The organism is Photobacterium sp. GB-1 (assembly GCF_003026165.1).
Lineage (GTDB): Bacteria > Pseudomonadota > Gammaproteobacteria > Enterobacterales > Vibrionaceae > Photobacterium.
In genome coordinates, this window is record NZ_PYOB01000001.1 from 482228 (window position 1) to 500330 (window position 18103).

General features: G+C 41.0%; 20 protein-coding genes. 4 read left to right on the plus strand and 16 right to left on the minus strand.

The window, feature by feature from the left end:
- Position 1: 1 nt before the first annotated feature.
- The 4 genes from C9J45_RS02080 to flgK form a co-directional block, all read right to left on the minus strand.
- Positions 2-427: a flagellar protein FlaG gene (locus C9J45_RS02080; protein ID WP_107205487.1), complete on the minus strand. Its 426-nt coding sequence runs from the start codon at positions 425-427 to the stop codon at positions 2-4.
- A gap of 70 nt (positions 428-497) precedes the next feature.
- Complete coding sequence (locus C9J45_RS02085; protein ID WP_107205486.1) at positions 498-1916, minus strand: flagellin; 1419 nt, start codon at positions 1914-1916, stop codon at positions 498-500.
- Between the two features lie 201 nt (positions 1917-2117).
- Positions 2118-3353 (minus strand): flagellar hook-associated protein FlgL, encoded by a 1236-nt coding sequence (flgL, locus tag C9J45_RS02090; RefSeq protein WP_107292092.1) that lies wholly within the window; start codon positions 3351-3353, stop codon positions 2118-2120.
- 12 nt (positions 3354-3365) lie between these two features.
- Entirely contained in the window at positions 3366-5699 is a 2334-nt protein-coding gene (gene flgK / locus C9J45_RS02095; RefSeq protein ID WP_107245634.1) for a flagellar hook-associated protein FlgK, read from the minus strand.
- Positions 5700-5933: 234 nt separating this feature from the next.
- Here flgK and C9J45_RS02100 point away from each other — a divergent pair, with 234 nt between their 5' ends.
- On the plus strand, positions 5934-6122 hold the full coding sequence (locus tag C9J45_RS02100) for a flagellar hook protein (RefSeq protein WP_107205483.1): 189 nt from the start codon (positions 5934-5936) through the stop codon (positions 6120-6122).
- 96 nt (positions 6123-6218) lie between these two features.
- Here C9J45_RS02100 and flgJ read toward each other — a convergent pair whose 3' ends face one another.
- The 11 genes from flgJ to C9J45_RS02155 form a co-directional block, all read right to left on the minus strand.
- Positions 6219-7205: a flagellar assembly peptidoglycan hydrolase FlgJ gene (flgJ, locus tag C9J45_RS02105; protein ID WP_107205482.1), complete on the minus strand. Its 987-nt coding sequence runs from the start codon at positions 7203-7205 to the stop codon at positions 6219-6221.
- Between the two features lie 42 nt (positions 7206-7247).
- On the minus strand, positions 7248-8339 hold the full coding sequence (locus tag C9J45_RS02110; protein ID WP_006646763.1) for a flagellar basal body P-ring protein FlgI: 1092 nt from the start codon (positions 8337-8339) through the stop codon (positions 7248-7250).
- 46 nt (positions 8340-8385) lie between these two features.
- The gene (gene flgH / locus C9J45_RS02115; RefSeq protein WP_199187034.1) at positions 8386-9156 is read right to left on the minus strand and encodes a flagellar basal body L-ring protein FlgH; all 771 of its coding nucleotides are present in this window, start codon (positions 9154-9156) and stop codon (positions 8386-8388) included.
- Positions 9157-9211: 55 nt separating this feature from the next.
- Entirely contained in the window at positions 9212-10000 is a 789-nt protein-coding gene (flgG, locus tag C9J45_RS02120) for a flagellar basal-body rod protein FlgG (RefSeq protein ID WP_107205480.1), read from the minus strand.
- Between the two features lie 16 nt (positions 10001-10016).
- Positions 10017-10766 carry a flagellar basal-body rod protein FlgF gene (gene flgF / locus C9J45_RS02125; RefSeq protein WP_107205479.1) on the minus strand — a complete coding sequence of 250 codons (750 nt, stop codon included), beginning with the start codon at positions 10764-10766 and terminating at the stop codon, positions 10017-10019.
- A gap of 175 nt (positions 10767-10941) precedes the next feature.
- The gene (gene flgE / locus C9J45_RS02130) at positions 10942-12336 is read right to left on the minus strand and encodes a flagellar hook protein FlgE (protein WP_107205478.1); all 1395 of its coding nucleotides are present in this window, start codon (positions 12334-12336) and stop codon (positions 10942-10944) included.
- A 6-nt stretch (positions 12337-12342) separates the two neighbouring features.
- Positions 12343-13068, minus strand: a complete 726-nt coding sequence (gene flgD, locus C9J45_RS02135) for a flagellar hook assembly protein FlgD (RefSeq protein ID WP_107292093.1) — start codon at positions 13066-13068, stop codon at positions 12343-12345.
- A gap of 17 nt (positions 13069-13085) precedes the next feature.
- Positions 13086-13502 (minus strand): flagellar basal body rod protein FlgC, encoded by a 417-nt coding sequence (gene flgC, locus C9J45_RS02140; RefSeq protein ID WP_045082774.1) that lies wholly within the window; start codon positions 13500-13502, stop codon positions 13086-13088.
- Between the two features lie 2 nt (positions 13503-13504).
- On the minus strand, positions 13505-13900 hold the full coding sequence (gene flgB / locus C9J45_RS02145) for a flagellar basal body rod protein FlgB (RefSeq protein WP_005370239.1): 396 nt from the start codon (positions 13898-13900) through the stop codon (positions 13505-13507).
- 152 nt (positions 13901-14052) lie between these two features.
- A complete protein-coding gene (locus C9J45_RS02150) occupies positions 14053-14880 on the minus strand; it encodes a protein-glutamate O-methyltransferase CheR (protein WP_107292094.1) in 828 nt (275 codons plus the stop codon).
- Between the two features lie 66 nt (positions 14881-14946).
- Positions 14947-15882 (minus strand): chemotaxis protein CheV, encoded by a 936-nt coding sequence (locus C9J45_RS02155; RefSeq protein WP_107205476.1) that lies wholly within the window; start codon positions 15880-15882, stop codon positions 14947-14949.
- A 150-nt stretch (positions 15883-16032) separates the two neighbouring features.
- Between C9J45_RS02155 and flgA the strand changes: the two genes are divergently transcribed.
- The 3 genes from flgA to C9J45_RS02170 all read left to right on the plus strand — a co-directional run bounded on the left by flgA (position 16033) and on the right by C9J45_RS02170 (position 17636).
- A complete protein-coding gene (flgA, locus tag C9J45_RS02160) occupies positions 16033-16740 on the plus strand; it encodes a flagellar basal body P-ring formation chaperone FlgA (RefSeq protein ID WP_107205475.1) in 708 nt (235 codons plus the stop codon).
- Positions 16741-16860: 120 nt separating this feature from the next.
- Positions 16861-17172 (plus strand): flagellar biosynthesis anti-sigma factor FlgM, encoded by a 312-nt coding sequence (gene flgM, locus C9J45_RS02165; protein WP_105060722.1) that lies wholly within the window; start codon positions 16861-16863, stop codon positions 17170-17172.
- Between the two features lie 35 nt (positions 17173-17207).
- Positions 17208-17636, plus strand: coding sequence for a flagella synthesis protein FlgN (locus tag C9J45_RS02170; protein WP_107205474.1), 429 nt, complete (start codon positions 17208-17210; stop codon positions 17634-17636).
- A 2-nt stretch (positions 17637-17638) separates the two neighbouring features.
- On the opposite strand, the gene C9J45_RS02175 is transcribed toward C9J45_RS02170, so the two are convergent.
- Entirely contained in the window at positions 17639-18100 is a 462-nt protein-coding gene (locus tag C9J45_RS02175) for an LPP20 family lipoprotein (protein WP_107205473.1), read from the minus strand.
- Positions 18101-18103 lie beyond the last annotated feature (3 nt).

An 18103-nucleotide genomic window follows, 5' to 3' on the forward strand; every position in this document is an offset into this window, starting at 1 on the left:
TTTACACTTTATGACTTAACGAGCCTAAACCGTACTTGGCCAAATTTTTGTTTAAATCTAGCAATTCTTGTGCCGGAACTTGGCGAATAACTTCACCCGTTTTGTTATCAACTATGGTGGCAATTGGTTTACCTGACTCATCATCTTGATGGAAACGTAACGAACGATTGGCAGATTGTAATGCCATTTCAATCTGCTTAATTCTCTCTTGTTCCGACTTTTGCTCTAGCAAAGATGAATTAAGGGGATCGTCAATGTCACTGGAATCAATAGGATTAACAGCCTTTATCGATGATAGGGAAGATTCAGAGCTAACAGTTTGTTGCTCTACACCTTGAGGGGAAGTGTGACGAACTTTCTTATCGCCTTCCATATCCTGATTAGAGGTTAAAGACGATGAAAAGATAGTTATCGGATTGATCGCCATAGCCAGTCCTTAGCGATATCGCTGTAAGTAAAAAGCCCTGTATTGAATATACAGGGCTTCATTTGAATGATTAACCCAGTAGGCTAAGTGCCGCTTGTGGGATCTGCTTAGCTTGCGCAAGAATTGAAGTACTTGCTTGTTGCAGAATTTGGTTCTTCGTCATGTTAGTGGTTTCAGCTGCGAAATCGACATCTTTAATACGGCTGTTTGATGCATTTACGTTTTCATTGATGTTCGCAAGGTTATTTAACGTGTGGTTAAAACGGTTTTGTACCGCACCCAAATCTGCTCGTTGTGAGTCAATCCCAGCAATAGCTGCGTCAATAACGTCTAGTGCGCCTTGAGCACCACTCTGACTTGTAATATCGATATCTTTAACAGTACTTAAAGATGAGTTACCAGCTGCAGTAGTAATGGCTGTAGCAGTACCAGTTACCGTAAACTTATCACTAGAACTAAAAGTTAATTCAGAATTAACTACAGCACCACCAACATTAACAGTAGCAGCTGTACCAGCAACTCCCGTTGAAGGATCAACTGCCGCCATAGTTAATGTACCGCCTGCAGGACCTACAGCTTTAATACCTGCAACATCTTCAGCTTCGATCTGCAATTTACCTGTAGACTTATCATAAGTAGCATTATAACCATCTTTACCGATATCACTTGCAAGCTCAGACATATCACCATTATAAGAGCTTAAGTCATAACTTGTTGTACCAATCTCCAGTGTACCAGTATCGGAAGCAGTCAAATTATCCAACTCAACACGAGCCGTAGCCTTAGCTTCAACACCAGTACCCAATGCACTCAAGGCATCAGCTGCTGCTTTAGCATCCATTGTTGAAATATCAGTAGTAGCTGAAACACCATTTGGACCTGATAAAACTATATCACTTGCGCCTGTTGCTAAACCGTATGCTGTGCCTGCTGCTGCTGCTGCGCCAAATACAGTACCAGCACCTGATTTCTGGTGTTGACCAATATCGCCAGAAGCAACACTTGATAATGAAACATCAATAGTCTCATTCGCATTTGAGCCAACTTGGAAGGATTTCGTACCGAAAGTACCATCTAATAACTGTTGACCACCAAACGTTGTAGTATCTGCAATACGGGTCATTTCTGTTTGTAAGGCACTTACTTCTTTTTGAAGTGCTTCACGGTCTTCAGCTGAGTTTGAGCCATTCGCTGCTTGAAGAGACAAATCACGCATACGTTGAAGCATGTTTGTTGTTTCTGACATCGCGCCTTCAGCGGTTTGCGCCATTGAGATACCGTCGTTGGCATTACGCATTGCTACGTTTAGACCGTTTGTTTGGCTGGTTAAACGGTTTGAGATTTGAAGACCTGCAGCATCATCTTTTGCAGAGTTAATGCGAAGACCAGAAGAAAGTTTTTCCATGCTATTAGCAACGCCGTTGCTTGCACCGTTTAGGTAACGCTGGGCGGTCATTGCAGAGACGTTAGTATTAACTGTAACAGCCATAATTGTAGCTCCTTGATTTGATACCCAGCGATTCCCGGGCTAACTAAGTATTTCCTGTTGTGATTTCTTTAACGGCACGGCGAGAAAATGCTTTAATGTTTTTTTTTATTTTTTTCTTATCAAGGGTTAACTTTATTTTTTTACAGTAAGTTAGACAAAAAAAAGCGGCAACTTATTGCCGCTTAATTCTATGACAGATAGCTATAAATAATTAAATAATGTGAGTTCTTTTGTCTTATTAAACGCAGCCTGTGATGCTTGCAGTGCCATCGATTGTTCATTCATATCAATGATCGCTTTGCTGTAATCAAGATCTTCTAAGCCGCTTTGTGCTTTATTCAAGGTTAATTCAAAATCTTTGTGTTGTTCGCCCTGTCTATCAAGGGTTTGTAACACACTACCAACCTGCGAGCGCTGCTGGTTCATGTGAATGAATGCGCCATTTAAATCATCAATAACACGTTGTAAATTGGCATTACCTTCTGCTGATGACGTTGGCTGCTCTGCGTTGTTAATCGCATCTTTAAGAGAATCTAAAACGTTAAAGGTTTTACTCGGGGTTAACGCGACACTATCACCCAGTTTGATTTCACCATCAAATTGAAAGTCTAACGTCCCCGCACCACCAGCAGCTGCGAGATCAAAGTTTACCCCCACTGTAGGATCATAAGTATTTTGATCTAATAGTACCCCCGTTGTTGGGTCCCCTTGATAAAGTTGATATTCCATTACACCAGCATTATCGACAAACTTAACACTGTAATTGTTGCTGTCATTCGGATTGCTATTTGTTGCCGTTAAAACATGTAGCTGCGAGTCTGGTTGTAAACCAGAAAAGTCAGGCCGGTAATCACCGTAAGGGTTGGGTATCTCCATGAAGACATCATTACCCGTTAAGCTGGTCTTCACCTCTAAGTTTTTATCTATTTGGCTATGACGCGCTTGATCATCCCCTTGATAAACAATGGTTGGCGGCGTTTGCCCATTTTGCATAAACGGTTTGGTGGCTGATTGTGTACCTGCAAAAATATAGTTACCCGATTCATCTTGTGTATTTGCCAGCCCTAATAATTCATCATAAAGGCTCTGCAATTCATCTTTAAATGCACTGCGATCTTCTGCAGCCATAGCACCGTTGATCATGCGAATGACTTTTTGTTTCGTCACATCAAGATTATTCTCTACACCCGTTAACGTTGATTCCGTCACATTCATGCGGTTGGTCGCTAATGTTATCGCATCTTGATATTGCGTGATGAGTGTCTGCTCTTGACGATAATTCTGAATCATTACTGATGAAACAGGATCGTCACCGGCTGTTAATACGCGTCGACCTGTCGCTAAATGTTCATTACTGGTATTTAGTTCACCCTGCTTACGCATTAAATTCGAGGTTAAACTTTGATACTGGCTAGCAGTAGAAACTCGGTTAATCATGATTTACTCCTACTACACGGTACGCATTAAGGTATCAAAGGTTTCTTTAGCCACTGACATGATCCGAGATGATGCCATGTAAGATTGCTGGAACTTCATAAGATTAGCGGCTTCTTCATCAAGATTAACACCCGATAAGTTCGATACTCGCTCGGACGCGGCATCAAAATCCAATTGATTGACTTCTGCAGTTTTATCCGCATTATTCTTTAACATACCAATGTCTGTTGCTAACCCTTCAAACAAATCAATCACACTCGATTTGCCCTCATTCATGGTTTTGCCATGCTGAATTTGCTGCATTGCTAAGAAGTTACTGTTGCCACCTACCGCATTAGTCCTGCCTAAAGTCACCGTGAAGTTATCTCCAACTTGACCATTATCCGTCAGTGACAATGTCGGGGCTGTTTGGCCTGCAAAGGTAATTTCTTTACTCACGTTAGTTAATGGATAAGCCAGTGATTGGACGGTATTACCCGCATCATCTTTTAAATCCATTAGGGTGTTCGTTTGAGTATTCGTTACTGTTAACTTGTCAGAAGCGGTGATGGCTAACGTAAACGTATCACCAATCGCTGCACCTGAAGTTAAACTTGCTACGCTGATTTGATCACCATTGCTAGCAACCATGGTTAATACATTGCCCGTTGTTGTCAGTGGATAGTCTAGCTCGTTAACAACAGCACCCGTAGCATCCACTAAATTAATCGGATTATTTGCAGCATCTACCATGCTAAGTTTATCGCCCGCACCATTTAAGCTAAGGGTATACGTGCCTTGTGCCACTGTGGCACCAGCAGCTTGAATAGCCGTCAGCGTCGCTGTACCAGTGTTACTTGCATTATTGGTCGCTGTTAAATCAGCGCTGTTAATAATGTCGACTCTGTAGGTGCCCGCTAATTGGTCAGGCACTAACCCGCCGGCTTTATTGAGCTCTGCTGTTCCAACGTTATTTGGGTTAGCTTCAATACTGGATATTTTATTCCCTGCAAGGCCACGAGGATCTGACATCTCCACGCTAATGTTAGCCGCACCACGACGCATCGGCTGAATGATGACGGTCTCACTTTGTCCTGCCGCAGGGGGATTGCCCATCACAGTATTCATGGTTAACGTTAAACCATCGACACTGACTGATAAAGGCATTGTCGCCGTTGGAGATATAAGTGGATTGCCGTTTGACTGTTTCATCTCATTGCCAGCGGGATCGATTAAGCGAAAACTATAATCAGTACCATCAAATTCAGTTGTAAGCTGGTATTCTCCCGTTTTTAACGCATTTACATCATCAATTTTGACATCAATGTCAGTTTGGCTACCTAATGGCTTTAATACTCGCTCTTTCATTAAGTTAGGGTTGTTAACATCATAAAAAATAGCACCTCCAACCGCACCTGAGAGATCGGTACCCGATTGCTGCAAATCGTTTATTTGCTTTGAAAAGCCAATCGCCATTCGCCCCATTTCATCGAGGCTTTTATCTATTACATCATCACGGATCGACAACATGGCACCTAATCCGCCGCCAATGTGATCACTTTTAATGGCTTTGGCTTGATTCCCATTAATTAATGCCATCTGTTTGTCTTCCAAATCAGGATCACCATTAACCATTTTTAATTGTGATGATTCAACGCCAGAAACCAAGGTATCACCGCTACCAATAATGACTTTATCGGCAAGGCTGCCTTTATCCGCCAATACTGTCACTTTGGTATATTTGGCTAATTCATTAATTAAGCCTCGTTGTTTATCCAGCAAGTCATGGTTTTTATCGCCATCAGGCATGCCTTGTAAACTGGTATTAATAGCGGCAAGTTCTTGCCCTAATGCATTCACACGCTCAAGTGTTACATCCAGTTGCTCATTCACATCTCGACGAATATTGGTTAACGTTTCATAAGAATTATTAAAACTTCTTGCCGCTTGTTCGGCATGCTCTAACACGGTTTGACGAGAGCCAAGATCGTTAGGGTGATCTGACAATGAACGTACCGAGTTATAAAAATTATTCATGCTATTAACGGTGTTAACAGCACTTTTTGAGGTGAAATCATCCAGCATCATCATGTGCTGTTGACGAACATTTGAAGCTTCAAGCTGGGTGGTAGAGAGTGTTAATTCACGGGCAGCAAACTGATCATAAGCACGATTAACGCTATCAATGTACGCACCACTGCCGTAATAGTTACCGCCGCTCCATTGTGCATCGGCCGCTTTTTGATCGACCACCTGACGGCTATAACCTGCGGTATGCACGTTACTAATATTATGGCTGGTTACATCAAGTTGCTTTTGCGATGTACGCAAACCACTGATACCAAGCTGCATTAAATCCGACGCCATATTAATTCCCTAACTCATTAACAACGTGATGTTTTATATCAATCTTAATGACGCTTATTCATATAAGGCGTGCATTACGATAGCTTCTTTGCAAAAATCGAACCAATTAAAAATAATAAAAGTTTTTTTAATTAAACGATTATTTTTGAGTATTTAAGGATGGTAATAAATCGCTATTTGTTTATAATTTAAAAGCTCAACCCAAATTAAAATAAAACATAAAGGATAATGATTATGAACTTATTAGTATCAGGATTAATTGGTTACGCATTAAAAGAAGTTGTTGTGCCACTCGTTAATGATCATTTTGACGATAAAAAAACAGAAGAAAAGCAAGTTCCTGAAAAAGAAGTAGAAAATGCTTTATTTGAAAGTAACGATCTAATTAAAATGGTATCGAACATTATTGACATTGTTGTATAACCCTATATTTCAGATACTAAAAACCTTCCATCAAATATTATTTGATAGAATATAAATATTTTATTTTAATTCGCTTTTTTTATATATCCCTTCTTTTTACATTAATGTTTTCACCTTTTTCATTACTGCTAATACTTTATTACTGTAATTAGGATCGGTGGCATACCCTGCTTTATGTATTTCTCGAATAAATTGATTCGGCTCACCACTATGTTTTAACGCAGTTGAATAACGTGGGTTCTGTTGTAAGAACTTCACAAAATCTTGAAAGCTATCTTGATAAGAGCCATAAGAGCGAAACGCCGCATTTTCTTGTACAGCAACACCGTTATGATATTCCAATGTACGCGTGGCAACCTTTTGCCCACTCCAACGTGGATCGGCTTTAATATTAAATAAGTTGTTACTCGTTCCTGCCGCATTTTTGATCACTTTTTTACCCCAACCGGTTTCTAACGCCGCTTGCGCTATCAACATTGCAGGATCGGTGCCCAACGCACGTGCCGCTTTCGTTGCATACGGTGCCATATGATCAACAAATGCTTGTGGCGTTTCAAAACGATCAGGTTCTGGTTGTCGTAATGGCGGCTGAACATCAGCGGTTTGTAATCGCTGCTTATATTTTTCTAATACCTGTTGTGCCGCAACACTGTTTTGATCTTCTCGTTGCGGTAGTGTTAATGGCTGGGATTTATTATCGATTGGGCGAATCTGCAATGGATCCGTATTGTCTTTTTTCGGGAATAAATCTGTCGTTGGAGTATGCGGCTTTTGTTCGTTATCTTCGCCACCCAATTGCTTAACAATCATATCAGCCAAGCCTAAACTTCCAGTGGTGCTTAGCTGAGATGACATCTGCTCATCATGCATTTGCTGATAAAACTTACTGTTATTGCTACTCATTAAATCAGATTCAAACGCTTCGTTCGCTTCGCGCATTGACTTAAATAGCATCTGAGTAAAGATAGACTCAAACTGATTAGCCGCCTGACGCAATGATCCCTTTGAATCTTCACCAATACCCGCACGTAGACGGTCTAGGTTACTAATATCATGGACAAAACCGGGATCAATTTGCTTCATATTATAATCCTTGTTGATTACTTTTTAGTTAAATCATCAGGGTTAAATGATGATTAACTGCCCTTCAATGGCACCCGCTTGTTTCAGCGCTTGTAAAATTGCCATTAGATCTGATGGTGCGGCGCCCACTTGATTCACCGCTCGAACAAGCTCATCTAACGACACACCGGGCTCAAACTTAAACATGCGTGCATCAGATTGCTGTACGTTGATATTACTGTTCTCCACCACGGTTGTTTCACCACCGGCAAAGGCATTGGGTTGACTCACCTGTGGATTTTCTTTAATGGAAACTGTCATACCACCATGGGTGATTGCCGCAGGTTTTAACTTCACATGCTGGCCAATAACAATGGTACCAGTACGTGAGTTTACGATAATTTTCGCGGAGCCTTCTGCCGGATCAAACTCTAAGTTTTCAACTGTTGATAGGAACGCAACTCGCTGGCTAACATCGCGTGGTGCTCGCACTTTTATTGATGTTGCATCAACAGCTGATGCCATTTGAGGCCCTAAAAACTGATTAATAGAATCTGCCATACGCTGCGCCGTGGTAAAATCTGAATCATGCAGGTTAAAGGTTAAGTAATCACCACGTCCAAATGGGTTCGGTACTTCTTGTTCAACCATTGCACCGTTAGAGATTCGACCTACCGTTGGCGTATTACCGATCACTTTAGAGCCATCTGCCCCTTCTGCACTAAAGCCACCAACCACCAATGTACCTTGAGCTATTGCATAAACCTTGCCATCTAAACCTTTTAAGAAAGTTTGCAATAACGTCCCCCCCCGTAAACTCTTGGCGGAACCAATTGAAGAGACGGTAACATCAATGCTTTGACCTTGTTTGGTAAAAGGAGGCAAAGTGGCATTAACGGCAACAGCGGCAACGTTTTTGATCTTTGGCTTTGTACCTACCGGCAATTGAATGCCGAAATTTTGCAACATGGCATTAAAGCTTTGATCGGTGAAAGGCGTTGTCTCGCCAGTACCAGGCAAACCAACGACTAAACCATAACCGACAAGTTGGTTACTACGAACGCCTGCAACGGAAGCGACATCTTTAATACGTGCCGCATCCACAGTGCCAGATAATAAAATTAATCCAGTAATAATAATTGCGCGAAAATTCAATGGATTCTCCTGTCCCTAACGCTATGTTTTGACAAAAATTGGCTGATTAGAAAGCAACGTTAAAGAAACGTGATAACCAATTTTGCTCTTGAATATCTTGGCGATCACCGGTACCTGAGTATTGGATCCGCGCATTAGAAATACGTGTTGATGCAATGGTGTTATCTTGGCTAATATCGTCAGGTCTAATATGTCCGCTAACCCGAATATATTCTTCGCCAGTGTTAAGCATTAGCCATTTTTCACCACGTACAACCAAGTTACCGTTATTTAAAACCTCAACCACTTCAACTGAAATAGAACCTTTAATACTGTTACTTTGATCGGCAGAAGTAGAGCCTGCAAATGTGTTGTTGTTCGACATACCATAAGACAAGCTGTAATCACGAATGGTGACGGGTTTCCCCCCTAGCTCTATTGGCTTCATATTTAAATCGGTAGATTTATCTAAATCTGAACTTGCACTCTTTTTCGCTGCGGTTTTTTCTTCGAGTAAAATTGTGACGATATCACCAATACCACGGGGCTTAGTGTCGTCATACAGATCTTGCACTTGTGATTGATTAAATAAAGAGCCTGTTGCGGTTGCGTAATGCTCAGGTTTATCTTGTGGACGAACAGGATTCCAAGCGGGATCGCCCGCTTCTGGATCTTCGCGTTTACGGATCCGATCAATCAGCCCTTTCGACTCTTTCTCTTTACCTTCTACCGCATCAACATTGGTGGTGGCTTTTTCAATATCACTGCCAGCAACATCAGGTGGTGTAGATACACAGCCTGTTAATGCCAAACTTAATAGAAGTAATGATTTTTTCATCCACTGACGATTCATTTTATTTACCTGAGCGCAATTCATTCATTACCACCAATCATTACAACTGCTGGTTAACGTAACTCAACATCTGATCGACAGTTGAAATCACCTTCGAGTTCATCTCATAAACACGTTGTGCTTCAATCATATTCACAAGCTCTTCCGTCACGTTTACGTTGGACGTTTCAAGCATAGATTGGCGAATAGAACCATATCCTTCTAAGCCTGGCGTTCCTTCTTGAGGATCACCACTCGCGCCTGTTGGTAAGAATAAGTTCTGACCGATAGGCTCCATACCACCTGGGTTAATAAAGTCAACAGTCGTAATTTGCCCCAAGGCTTGGTTTTCTTGCTCTCCACGAATACGGGCAGAAACTTCACCATCAGTACCGACGGTGATGCCTACCGCATCTTCAGGTACCACAATCTCAGGCTGGACAGGATAGCCACTACCACTGGTAACCAATTGACCTTCAGAGTTAATCGTGAACTGACCATTACGGGTATAGCCTATATTGCCATCAGGTAATAGCACTTGGAAAAAGCCATCACCTTCGATCATCATGTCCATGGCGTTATTGGTGGTTTGAGTATTACCTTGAGTAAAGACTTTTTGTGTCGCAACCACTTTTGAACCCGCCCCCAACATTAAACCTGTTGGTAATGTGGTATCTTGAGTTGACTGACCGCCCGGTTGGTTAATATTTTGATAAAAGAGATCTTCAAAAACCGCGCGACCTTTTTTAAAACCAACGGTTGATGCGTTAGCCAAGTTGTTAGAAATAGTCGAGATATTTGTCTGCTGCGCGTCAAGACCGGTTTTACTTACCCATAGTGCTGGATGCATTGTTCTGTCCTTTTAATTAGCCAATACGCATAAGAGAAGAAGAGGCTTTATCCATTTCTTCTGCGGTTTTCATCAGTTTTACTTGCATTTCAAAGTGGCGCTGAAGATCTATCATGCTGGTCATTTCAGAAACCGCATTCACGTTACTGCCTTCAAGCATACCTTTCGCCAGTGTTACACTGGCATCTGCATCAAGCGGAATACGCTCGCCGATGGACTTAAATAAACCATCAGTATCTTTAAATAACGCTTGATTATCAGGTTTAACCAATTTGATGCGATCAACGACTGCGATTGCATCAGGCGGCGCACCTTGTGGTAAAACCGACACCGTACCGTCTTTACCAATTTCAATTTTACTGATCGGAAGTGGGATAAAAATAGGACTGTCGTTTTGGCCTAATACCAATTGACCATTACTGTTTTGTAGCATGCCTGTTTGATCAATTTTCAAATGCCCAGCACGGGTGTAAGCTTCTTGGCCTTTGACATCCATTACAGCAAGCCAACCATCACCTTCAATAGCAACGTCTAAATCACGCCCTGTATTGATCACTGAACCTTGTGCAAAATCATTACCCGGGCGCTCAGTCATTGAAAACACTCGGCTAGGTAGACCTTCACCATAGGCTTGCATACTGCGCGCCTGTTGTAAGTCGGCACGAAAACCTGTTGTACTGACATTTGCCAAGTTATTGGCATGAACTTGCATACCATACATATCTTGTTTTGCGCCACTCATGGCAAGATACAGAGCACGATCCATTTTTTTGACACTCCTATTATCTAACAGCATCAATAAAGCAAAAACTAAGCCAATTATATTTATTGTTTAATAACAGTGAATTGAGAGCAAAAGAGCAAGAAGGTAAAGCTGGAGGGAAAAAAATTGCCGCTTCAACGAAAAGGTAAAACGGCAATAGGACTGGAAAGGATAAAGCTTAACGAATTTGTAGAATATTCTGTTGTAGCTGATTATTCACATCTAGTGCACGAGAGCTGGCTTGGAAGTTACGTTGCGCGGTGATCAAATCCACCAGCTCTTGAGTCATATCGATATTTGATTGTTCAAGCGTTCCGCTTTTAACAGAGCCAAATGAACCTTGTGATGCATCGCCCCAAATCGCCTGACCTGATTCTTGGGTGGTATTCCAAAGCGTGCCACCTAACTGTGCTAACCCTTGTTCATTAGAAACACGGGCTAAGGCAACACGTCCTACAACGATATCTTTACCATTTGAATAAGACGCCAAAATATTGCCTTCAGGATCAATATCAACTTTCGATAAATAACCTGTTGTCGCGCCGTCTACATCTTGAAATTTGCGCACTTCAAACGCTGAAGCATATTGCGTCGGATCATCATAATTCATAGTTAACGATTGCGTAGGATCAGCACCACCGACATCAATACCAGCAGAAGCGAATGTCTCCATTTGGATATTTAATGGCATTGGTGGAGTTGCTGGAACGGCAGGTGGATTACCAGGGTCTCCAGGATATGGCTGACCATTTTGATCAAATCGCATCCGATAGCCTGTCACTACAGGGGCTGCAGGGTTTGTATTATCAATAACTTGATAAGCTGCAGGGATGCTTGCTGGATCTGGCTTTAATAACCGCTCTTGACCACTGTTATTGGTAACAGTTTGATGTACTTCCCATGTATTAGCATTGGTTGGAACGGCATTAGGATCATATTTAGCGACATAATAAGTCGTCATTTTATACGGTTTACCTAATGAATCATAAATCGTTGATGACGTTGATTTATTGAAAGAATCAGGATCTTTAAAGTCAAATGGACTATTTTTAGGCGTTGTTTCTTTATTAGGTAAATTTAAAGACACTTTGATCGTGCCTGATTTTGTTGGCTGACCAAATACATCATCAATTTTCATCGATTTTGCTTCATAAGAAGCCACGGTATTTGAATCTTTATTGACAGGGTAACCCAGTAGAAACTTACCTTCAGAGTTCACTAACTCATTTTCGTTATTTAGATGAAATGCACCATTGCGAGTAAGATTATTATTCGAAGGTTCATTCTTATTATCTGCCACAGCAAAAAAACCCGAACCAGATACACGTAAATCTAATGGGTTATTGGTATAAATACTAGAACCTTCATGGAACTGTTGTGCAACCGTTGAGGTTTGTACGCCCCCACCCGTTGTCGTTTTACCATTAGAGAAAATCGAATTAGAATAGACATCACCAAATTCAGCACGTGATTCTTTAAAACCAAAGGTGTTGGCATTGGCTATGTTATTACTGGTGGTATTTAGATCTTTTTGAGCTGCACCTAGACCGCTCAACGCAATGTTCATACTCATATTCGATTATCCTTTTTGTGTTGCTTTGCCAATTTGTAGAACATCAGCCAACTGAACTGGCTTATCGAAACCAGCAAGGTTTAACATCACCTGACCGTCGTTATTCCCTAATAAAACGCTATTCACGTTTGCGTGTGTAAGCACTTCAAAATTCTGGCTTTCGCCTTTTACATTGCCTGACACAGAAAACTTATACATACCTTGCGGCATAATATTGCCATCATCATCTTTACCATCCCATGTAAAGGGATGTTCACCGGCTGATTTAGCACCAAGACTCATGGTTTTAACCAATTCACCTTGTTCATTTTCAACGCGCAACATTGCGTTATCAATGCTTTGCGTTAAACGCGTCATGCCAGACATTTCGCCTTCGCTACTGCGCATTGCGGTTGAATTAGGAATAAGTACATCTTGTCCAACAAGAGAAGAAGCTTGTAGTGCTTGATTTGACGTCATCGCACTATTTAATGAGCCAAACTGCTCATTCATTTTGTTAATGCCATCAACGGTAGCGAATGATGCCATTTGCGCGATCATTTGATCATTACTCACAGGTTTAAACGGATCTTGCTGTGCTAACTGCTTGGTTAGTAATGACAAGAAATCATCTTGCTTTAGCTGATTTTTTCCTGTGACTTCTTGCTCTTGTTCGACTTTCTTATCTTGCATGCTTTTTAGCTGGTCAAGGTAAGAAAGATTGCTGTTTCCTGCACCATTAACTGTGCTCATAATGACAACTCCTTACCTTATTTGCCCATCTGCAAGGTTTTCATTAGCATCTGCTTACTTGCATCGGCTACCTGAACATTATTTTGATATGAACGAGATGCTGAAATCATATTCGCCATCTCTTCCATCACATTAACGTTGGGCTTATAAATAAAACCTTCAGCATTTGCCATCGGGTGCTCTGGATTGTATTCAGCTGATAGCGGCTTATCACTTTCAACAATACCTTTAACTTGCACAGGTACGCTGCTGCTTTGATGATAAGACGCAGAATTTAATGCGGCGGCAAAAATAGGATGACGGGCTTTATAAGTTTCTTCTGCTGAGCTACTGACACTGTTGGCGTTAGCAAGGTTACTTGATGTGGTATTTAAACGTACAGATTCAGCACTCATTGCCGATCCCGTTACATTAAAAACATTAAATAAACTCATTATTATTCCCCTTTCAATGCCTTGCTCAGGTTCTTAAATTTAGAACCTAAAAAATCCAACGATGCTTGATATTCAATACTATTTTGCATAAACAAGTTTTGCTCTAGTTGGGCATCCACCGTGTTGCCATCCCCTGTATCCGGCTGTGTTGGCACGCGATATTTTTGCTCGCCACTGACTTGTGTAGAGGCATTAATGTGCCGCCCATTTGTTCGGCTTAGGCCAATATCTGCCCCAGATGTTGCCGCTTTAAGCGCACGACTGAAGTCTAAATCTTTTGCTTTATAGCCAGGAGTGTTGGCATTAGAGATATTACTCGCTAGGGTTTCGGCACGTTTTTCACGTACGCCAACAGTATACTGATGAACCCCTAATGCTTTATCGAACGAAATGGACATATCTTGCCTCCACAATTACTTAGCAGTAATAAAGCAAAGACAGTGCCAATTTTAAGAATTGAGAAATTAAGAAGATGGTTGGTAACTAGAGAGGAGAATAATTAACTAAAAAGCGCTACACGCAATATTAACAAGCGGCAGCGCTTCTTCAATTAACGGAGTTTATAAATGATGCCAGGGTTACAACGGATCATTTCAAATTTTTCTGTTAACCCTGTTAGTGACTCTGATGCACCTAAGAACAAATAGCCACCAGGATTTAAGCTGGTCGCTAATTGATTTAAAACTTTCGATTTCATCTCTGGAGAAAAATATATCAAAACATTTCGACAGAAAATAATGTCAAACTTCCCCAGCAATGCATAGCTATCTTTAAGGTTCTGCGGCCTAAAATTAACCATTTGTTTAACTTTATTGTTAACCCGCATACGGCCATCACCATTGTCTTCAAAAAACATACGGCGACGCTCCGGCGATAACCCTCGGCTTAAAGCAAGATTGTCATACACACCTGCTCGGCATGTTTCCAGCATCGTCTGTGAGATGTCAGTGGCAGTAATTTGAATAGATGGCAGTAAACCAGGACGCTTAGCTTGGGTTTCCAAAACCGTCATCGCCATAGAATACGGTTCTTGGCCTGATGAACTCGCCGCAGACCAAATTTTGATCGGTTTTTTATTTGCTGAAAGTTCAGGCAAAATTTTGTCTGATAATACGGTAAAAGGATAACCATCACGAAACCATAATGTTTCATTGGTTGTCATCGCATCAACGGCGGCAATACGTAATTCACGATTACGACCTGATAATACATTCTGCAACAAGTCTGAAAGCGACGATAAAGAAAAACGATTCACTAACGGGCTTAAACGACTGCGCACTAAATATTGCTTGCTATCGCCTAATACGATGCCACATTGAGACTCAAGAAATCGGCAAAATTCACGATATTCTTGGTCATTTACAGTTACTGCTGTCATTTACAACTCTTCTTTGTCAGTACATTCGGCATTAAATGCTCAATAATTTTTAATAATTTCAAACTGTTACGCCGATTCAATTGAGCTATCAGGCATTGCCCCTTTTACAGCTCGACCCAATTCGTCTGGGTTAAATTTAGGAATAAAAGCATTTGCTCCTACACGTTCAACCATGGCTTGGTTAAACACACCACTTAATGATGTATGTAAAATAACATGTAAGTCTTTTAATTTAGGATCATTTCGTATCTCAGCAGTTAATGTGTACCCATCCATTTCAGGCATTTCAATATCTGAAATAATCAATGCTAGTTGATCATAAATAGAGCCTTGAGCGGCCATTTCACGCAATTTAATAATGGCTTCTTTACCATCTTTTACGAGTACGCATTCACAACCAATCGCTTCTATCGCTCGTTGTACCTGCTTACGTGCAACGGTTGAATCATCAGCAACAAGAACCCGACGCACGGCAGGGCCATTTTCAACCAACTCTTCAAGCACGGTTCCTGTAATGTTGGTATTAACCGGTGAGATCTCATCGAGAATTTTTTCAACATCTAAAATTTCGACCAGTTCACCGTCTATTTCTGTCACAGCAGTCAGATAGTTACTTCGACCAGCCCCTTGAGGAGGTGGAAGAATCGATTCCCAATTCATATTAATAATGCGTTCAACAGAAGACACAAGGAAACCTTGAATAGAACGATTAAATTCCGAAATGATAATAAAGCAATTCGTTAAATCGGTGATTGGGCGTCCACCGGTCGCTAAACTCATATCAATAACAGAAATGGTTTGTCCTCGAATATGAGCAACACCTTTAATCAATGGATGTAAATTCGGCATTGATGTTAATTGGGGACACTGCAGAACTTCTTTAACTTTAAATACGTTAATACCATAACGTTGACGTCGATTAAGACGAAATGTCAGCAGCTCTAATCGGTTTTGCCCAACTAATTGTGTCCGCTGATTAACTGAATCTAAAATACCTGTCATTGGATAAACTCCCTGTCGTGTTATAAATCGCGCTCGCGAACACACTTTATCCACTCACGATCACATCTGATAAATAATCAAGATATTAGAATATCTAGCTATAACTGCGAATGTTATAGTAATTCTAACCATGACCAAAGAGCATTTACCGTGACAAGCCACAGAGATCAAAAACTCTTGCCAATTTTTATCGGCCTTTTGCTATTTTTCTTTAGTACAAATATCTTTGCTTCTGATTATAACGTGCTAGATTCCGTGGAAAAATCCGCTGAAAACTTAATAAAACAGCAAGTTACCTTACCAGAAAAAGGGAAATTAAAAGTTACAGCAGCAGAGCTTGATAACCGTCTTCGTTTTTCTACTTGTTCAGCGCCACTTGAAGCCAGCCTACCCGGCAAACAAAACTTAAGTGGTAATGTTACTGTGCTTGTTAAATGTCCTACCGAAAACTGGCAGCTTTATGTCCCTGTAAATGTACAATTAACACTGCCTAAAGTTGTCGCCAGCGTCGCTCTTGGTCGAGGCATGGTTATTACTCGAGATAAACTTTCCGTTCAAATGGTTGAAAGTCGCTTCCAACGAGGCAATAGCTTTGAAGACCCTAATGAAATCATAGGATCAAAAGTTAAACGCTCAGTAAAATTAGGAGAAATGATCCAAGCCCGTGATATTTGTTTAGTATGCCGTAACGACACTGTCATTATCCGTGCCGGAACAGGCGGACTAAATATAGTAACAGAAGGCAAGGCACTGTCTGATGGAGCTATCGGTGAAGAGATCCGAGTTCAGAATAAAACATCAAGACGCATGATTGATGCTATTATTACCGCAGTTGGTGAAGTAACCGTAAAGTATTAGTCAGAAAAGTTGATTGCGCATGACGATAAATAAATCATTTTATCTTCATAATATTTACTAAAGTCTGTTCACACTTTGCCGATAGCTAGGTATCACAGTTAATTATCAAGGTAAAACATTATGGCAAGTATTGATCACCTACGTGGTGGACAACCTGTAAATACCACACGTGTTGGCCAACAAAAAACAACCACAACGGAAGAGCAAACTACCACCTCAAACATTGCTAAAGAACAGCATGACGAAGTATCTTTAAGCTCTCAAGGTAAAGCTGTGGGCCAAATTCATCAACAATTAGCAACAGAGCCAAGCTTTGATGCAGGAAAAGTGGCAGAGATCAAACAAGCAATTGCAAATGGCTCATATACTATTGATGCCGATAAACTTGCATCAAATATGTTAAAGTTCGAAGACGAGCTTAATGGGCTTTAAGATAACATTTGCATACTAAAATTGAGATCAGCGTAATGAAACAGACACTTGGTCAACTGCTTGAAGTTCAACAAACCACCTTATTGTCTTTAATCGATCTTCTCAAACAAGAAAGAGTGGCAATTACTCGCCGCAAGGCATTAGAAATTGAACAGATTGCCAAAGAGAAGTTAGATCTGATCTACAAAGTCCAACAGCACGATTATTTATTGTCTTCCCATGAAGAGCGCGACCAGTTAACACAGATCAACGATTACCAAACACAAGTGAATACGATTCAAGATCTAGTTAAAGAATGCCAACAATATAATGATATCAATGGCGAAGTATTACAGCGCGCTCACCTCAGCTTTCATAAGCTAAATAACTTATTCCAGCAAAGTCGTGGTCGGCACCAAATGACCTACAATTGTGATGGTGTCGCACAAAATGTTCGTTCATTAGGTACCAACCTAAAAGCGTAAAGTTAAAACATGACTTCTTGTTTATTCGGCACATGAAACACTTCACCGTGTTGCTTCATTCGTTCCATCAAACCAATATTTAACTCCATTTCCGTGACATAACTGTCACCGACAGGATAACTGCGAATAATTTTTGCCCCACGAATAACACCATCTACTGCACCATCTGTACTTTCATACCCTAACTGCTGATCATCAAGCGATGTGGTTGCACTAATGCGTAGTCCATAAATTTGCTCTGATAATTCGCGGTAAGCATCTAACTTAGAAGCGCGCATTGCACGAATACTTTTTTCTTCTTTGGTTCGCCCTTTTTGCTCACTAATTGAAGCATACCCTACCGCTTGGATCACATCTTTACTTTGGGTCAAGTCAGGACCTGGAACCGTTGCACTGCCTGATGTTGTATTAGTACAACCTGACAGTAATAACATCGCAGCAGCTAAAGCCACATAATATTTCATTGT